Source organism: Vibrio sp. 1557, assembly GCF_033340175.1.
Lineage (GTDB): Bacteria > Pseudomonadota > Gammaproteobacteria > Enterobacterales > Vibrionaceae > Vibrio > Vibrio alginolyticus.
The window spans coordinates 1-1,254 of record NZ_JAWOVZ010000171.1; the positions used below are offsets into that span (position 1 = coordinate 1).

The window sequence follows — 1,254 nt, forward strand, 5'->3', positions numbered from 1 at the left end:
TTGACGTTATTGGTGAGTGTTTCAATACTCGGTTTAGCGGCGATATCAGAACCCGCGAAACAATGGTGGGCTGAGTTGCCAAGCATCGTCCAAAACGTTTCGCAAGAAGTGAATGAAGTGACCAAAGCGTCGTCAGAGCACATGAATGCGCCGCTTGAGATCGCCAGTGACATGAACATTGACGAGATGGGCAACAACACGGTGTTTTCTCTGCTGAAAGCGCTCGCGACCACTACACCAACGCTGTTAACTCAGGCGATGATTGTGCTGTTTATGGTGTATTTCATGCTTAATCATGGTCGAAGTCTGTTTCGTAAATCGGTATCGCGTTTGCGTGGTTTTTCGAAACAACGTCAGGCGGTGGAGTTGGTGCAGGCTCTGCAGAAAGATTTATCGCGCTACATCGGCACCATTACTTTGGTCAATGCGGGTTTAGGCTTGTGTGTTGGATTGGTGTTTTTTGTCCTCGGCCTTGAAGACCCATTTCTATGGGGTGCGTTTGCTGGGGTAATGAATTTCGCGCCGTATTTGGGACCAGTGATTTCGATGGTGAGCTTTGGTTTTGTCGCGTATCTGCAGTTAGATTCGGTCAGTTTTATGCTGACAGTGGTATCGATATATCTGTTGCTGAATTTAATCGAGAGTCAGTTTGTCACCCCAACTTTGCTAGGGAGGCGGTTTAACCTCAACCCGTTAGTCATCTTTATGTGGCTGGTCTTTTGGGGTTGGTTGTGGGGCGGAATGGGGCTGTTGATTGGCGTGCCGCTGTTGGTGTGCATCAACATTTTAGCGGATCGTTTGGCGCTTTGCGGTTCGACGAACATCTAACCGCAAAGTTGCCAGTGTATTGAACGTTGTGCTTAGTTAAATAACTTTTCCGCCGCAACGGGTGGGCTGAATAAATATCCCTGACCGTAGATACAACCTTTGTCGACCAAGTAAGCCACTTGTTCTGGCGTTTCGATGCCTTCTGCCACGACTTTGAGTGAAAGCGTCGTGCCCATCGCAATGATGGCGTTCACTATGGCGTTGCTGTCGTTGTCGTTAGGCACATCACTGACAAACGAGCGGTCGATTTTCAGTTTGTTGATTGGCAAACCTTTGAGGTACGACAGCGAAGAATAGCCTGTACCGAAGTCATCCAACGAAATCTCGATTCCGAGTTCACACAGCTGATTTAGCGATGCGATGGCCAGTTTTGGATCGATAAGCAAAAAGCTTTCGGTAATTTCCAGCTCCAAGCGATGCGCCGGG

The 1,254-nt window shown here is 48.4% G+C and carries 2 protein-coding genes; one reads left to right on the forward strand and one right to left on the reverse strand.

Translation table 11 applies throughout. From position 1 onward, the window contains the following. The coding region (locus R7070_RS25590; RefSeq protein WP_318141437.1) for an AI-2E family transporter at positions 1-828 on the forward strand (828 nt) is incomplete at its 5' end. A 32-nt stretch (positions 829-860) separates the two neighbouring features. Here the strand turns inward: R7070_RS25590 and R7070_RS25595 are convergent. Next, the coding region (locus R7070_RS25595) for an EAL domain-containing protein (RefSeq protein WP_318141438.1) at positions 861-1,254 on the reverse strand (394 nt) is incomplete at its 5' end.